This window comes from Streptomyces sp. NPDC002619, assembly GCF_042889305.1.
Lineage (GTDB): Bacteria > Actinomycetota > Actinomycetes > Streptomycetales > Streptomycetaceae > Streptomyces.
Genome location: NZ_JBIAQV010000064.1, coordinates 24,198 through 27,799 on the forward strand (window position 1 = coordinate 24,198; position 3,602 = coordinate 27,799).

Sequence of the window (3,602 nt, forward strand, 5' to 3'; positions counted from 1 at the left end):
ACCCCAACTCCGAGGCGCTGGCCCGCTTCCTGCTGGAAGAGCTGGCACCACCGACCGCCGACGAGGTCGCCCCGGCCGTGCCGGCGGGCGTGGCCGCGGCGGGCGGCGACCGGCCGGGCGTCGGCGACCTCAAGGACATGGCCGTGGAGGACCTGGTCCGGGCGGCTCTCGGAGCCGCCAAGTCCGATGGAAACGAAGGCTGAAGGCGGACACGATGGAAGTCGACCAGATAGTCGAGGCGCTGCGCAGCTCCATGATCGACAACGAGCGGCTGCGCCGGCAGAAGGAGGAGCTGGAGCGGGCCGCCACCGAACCGCTCGCGGTCATAGGCATGGCCTGCCGCTTCGGCGGCGGCGTCAACTCCCCGGACGACCTGTGGCAGATGCTCGTCGACGGCCGCGACGGGGTCACCGAGTTCCCCACCGACCGCGGCTGGGACGTCGAGGCGCTCTACGACCCCGACGGCGGCCCCGGCAAGACCATCACCCGCCAGGGTGTGTTCCTGCACGACGCCGCCGAGTTCGACGCCGACCTGTTCGGCATCTCACCGCGCGAGGCGGAGGAGATGGACCCGCAGCAGCGGCTGCTGCTGGAAACCGCGTGGGAGACGCTGGAGAACGCCCGCATCGACCCGCTGTCCGTGCACGGCAGCGACACCGGCGTGTTCGCCGGGCTCATGTACCACGAGTACGAGGGCGCCAGCACCGGCGGCAGCCTGGTCAGCGGCCGGATCGCCTTCACCCTCGGCCTGGAGGGGCCCGCCGTCACCGTCGACACGGCCTGCTCGTCCTCCCTGGTCGCCGTCCACCTGGCGGCCCGGTCGCTGCGGCAGGGCGAGTGCTCGCTGGCCCTGGCCGGCGGGGTCACCGTGATGGTCGCGCCCGAGACGTTCCAGTACTTCACCAAGCAGAAGGGCCTGTCCAAGGACGGCCGGTGCCGCTCCTTCGCGGCGGCCGCCGACGGCACCGGCTGGGGCGAGGGCACCGGGATGCTGCTCCTGGAGCGGCTGTCGGACGCCCGCCGCAACGGGCGCCGTATCCACGCCGTCATCCGTGCCACCGCCCTCAACCAGGACGGCGCCTCCAGCGGCATCACCGCCCCCAACGGGCCCGCCCAGCAGCGGGTGATCAAGCAGGCCCTCGCCCAGGCCGGGCTCGGCTACCAGGACGTCGACGCGGTCGACGCGCACGGCACCGCCACCCGGCTCGGCGACCCGATCGAGGCACAGGCGCTGCTGGCGACGTACGGCAAGGACCGCCCCGAGGACCGGCCCCTGTGGCTGGGCTCGGTCAAGTCGAACCTCGGGCACACCCAGGGCGCGGCCGGCGCGGCCTCGCTGATCAAGATGATCCTCGCCATGCGCGAGGGCGTCCTGCCCAGGACCCTGCACGTCGACGAGCCGACCCCGCACGTCGACTGGAATGCCGGGAACGTACGGCTGCTCACCGAACAGCAGCCCTGGCCCCGGACCGGCCGCCCCCGCCGGGCGGCCGTGTCCTCCTTCGGCATCAGCGGCACCAACGCACACGTGATCCTCGAGCAGGCGCCGCCCCCCGCGGACGCCGAAGCCGCCGCGCCCGCCGCGGCGGCCTGACCCGGACGACGCGGACCACGCGGACCTTCAGGAAGGACGTGGGCCTCATGGCCACCTCAGCCAGCACCACCACCCTCGAGCACCGCGTCGACTCCGACGCCTTCCGGCAGGTGCTCTCCCAGTTCTGCAGCGGCGTCACCATCATCACCGGTCTCGCCGAGGACGGCGGGCGAACCGTGCCGGCCGGCCTGACCTGCCAGTCCTTCTTCTCCCTCTCCCTCGACCCCCCACTAGTGGCCTTCTCGGTCGCCAGGACCTCCAGCACCTGGCCGCAGATCGCCCCGTCGGGCGCGTTCTGCGTCAACGTGCTCAGCGCCGCACAGCAGGCGCTGTGCCGGTCGTTCGCCGTGAGCGGGTCCGACAAGTTCGCGGGACAGGACTGGCTCCCGGCACCGGCCACCGGATCGCCCGTACTGCCCGGCTCCCTGGCCTGGATCGACTGCGCCGTCGACACGGTGCACCCCGGAGGCGACCACTGGCTGGTGGTCGGCCGGGTCCTGCACCTTCGGGCGGCCGACCAAGAGGCCGATCCACTGTTGTTCTACCGAGCCGCCTTCCGCCGTCCCGCGGCGGCCTAAGTCCGCGGCACCACCCGACCGCGCCCATCCCAAGGAGCAGACACACCATGCGATTCGGTCTCATCTACCACCACCAGCTCCCCCGCCCCTGGCAGCAGGACAGCGAGGAGAAGCTGTTCAACGAGTCCCTCGAACAGATCGAGCTGGCCGACCGGCTCGGCCTGGACTACGCCTGGGCTACCGAGCACCACTTCCTGGAGGAGTACTCGCACTCCGGCGCCCCCGAGGTGTTCCTCGGCGCCGCGGCCGCCCGCACCCGCAACATCCGCCTGGCGCACGGCATTGTGCAGCTCCCGTCGACCGTGAACCACCCGATCCGCGTTGCCGAGCGCATCGCCACCCTGGACCTGATCTCCGGCGGCCGCGTCGAGTTCGGCTCCGGCGCGGGCAGCTCCCAGCTGGAGCTGGCCGCCTTCGGCGTGGACCGCGACTCCAAGAAGGAGCAGTGGGCCGAGTCGCTCAAGGTCGTCACGCGGCTGCTGTCCGAGGAACCGTTCACCGGCTACCAGGGCCGCTTCACCGACGTACCGCCGCGCAACCTGCTGCCCAAGCCGAAGCAGACGCCGCACCCGCCGCTCTGGCTGGCGTGCAGCGCTCGCACCACCATCGAGGACGCGGCGCGCAACGGCATGGGCGCGCTGTCCTTCTCCTTCGTCTCCCCCGAGGAGGCCAAGGACTGGGTGGACGCCTACTACGGCATCATCCAGTCCGACGAGTGCAAGCCGATCGGCCTGAACGTCAACCCCAACTTCTCCGTCGTGGTGCCCTTCATGTGCCACCAGGACGAGGAGGTTGCCCTCGACCGCGGCCTGGACGGCGCCCACTTCTTCAGCTACGCGCTGATGCACTACTACATCTCCGGCGACCACAAGCCGGCCGTCACCAGCGTCTGGGACGAGTTCCAGAAGAACCGGGCGAACGTGGGCCTGGTCCGCGAGCCGGTCGCCCCGGCCGCCGGCAGCGAGGCGGAGCAGTCCGAGGACGTCAGGAAGATGCTGGAGCAGATCACCGCGCTGCGCCGGGGCATCGGCACGCCCGAGCAGATCGCCGACATGGTCCGCCGCTACGAGGCGGCCGGTGTCGACCAGATCATCTTCTCGGTGCAGATCGGCAAGAACCAGCACGAGCACATCATGGAGTCGCTGGAGCTGTTCGCCGCCGAGGTGCTGCCGGAGTTCGCGCCGCACCGCGACGCCGTGGACGAGGCCAAGCACGACCGGCTGGAGCCCGCGATCCAGGCCGCCCTGGGCCGCGTCGAGCACAACAGCGAGGACATCGGCGACTACGTCATCGTGCCGGAGCTGAGGGCCTGACTTGACGTCCTCCCCCTCGTAGACGAGGGGGATTCCTAGCCTTTGCGGGCTGGGGTTTCCTGCTTCACCGACGACTGCCCGCCCGGAGTGTTCCGTTGAGGTCTTACACCGTCTCCA

3 protein-coding genes and 1 pseudogene are annotated in these 3,602 nt (G+C 71.0%); all 4 read left to right on the top strand.

Translation table 11 applies throughout. The annotated features are described in order from the left end of the window. The coding region (locus tag ACFYXB_RS41490) for a hypothetical protein (RefSeq protein ID WP_389590336.1) at positions 1-203 on the top strand (203 nt) is incomplete at its 5' end. 38 nt (positions 204-241) lie between these two features. Then, positions 242-1,585, top strand: a pseudogene (locus tag ACFYXB_RS41495) (type I polyketide synthase); the annotation flags it as partial. Between the two features lie 56 nt (positions 1,586-1,641). Beyond that, complete coding sequence (locus ACFYXB_RS41500; protein WP_389590338.1) at positions 1,642-2,172, top strand: flavin reductase family protein; 531 nt, start codon at positions 1,642-1,644, stop codon at positions 2,170-2,172. Positions 2,173-2,219: 47 nt separating this feature from the next. Continuing rightward, the gene (locus ACFYXB_RS41505; protein ID WP_389590340.1) at positions 2,220-3,485 is read left to right on the top strand and encodes an LLM class flavin-dependent oxidoreductase; all 1,266 of its coding nucleotides are present in this window, start codon (positions 2,220-2,222) and stop codon (positions 3,483-3,485) included. Positions 3,486-3,602 lie beyond the last annotated feature (117 nt).

Excerpts from the sequence above, each read along its gene's own strand:
- ACFYXB_RS41500 (WP_389590338.1), top strand. The coding sequence starts at position 1,642 with ATGGCCACCTCAGCCAGCACCACCACCCTCGAGCACCGCGTCGACTCC.
- ACFYXB_RS41505 (WP_389590340.1), top strand. The coding sequence starts at position 2,220 with ATGCGATTCGGTCTCATCTACCACCACCAGCTCCCCCGCCCCTGGCAG.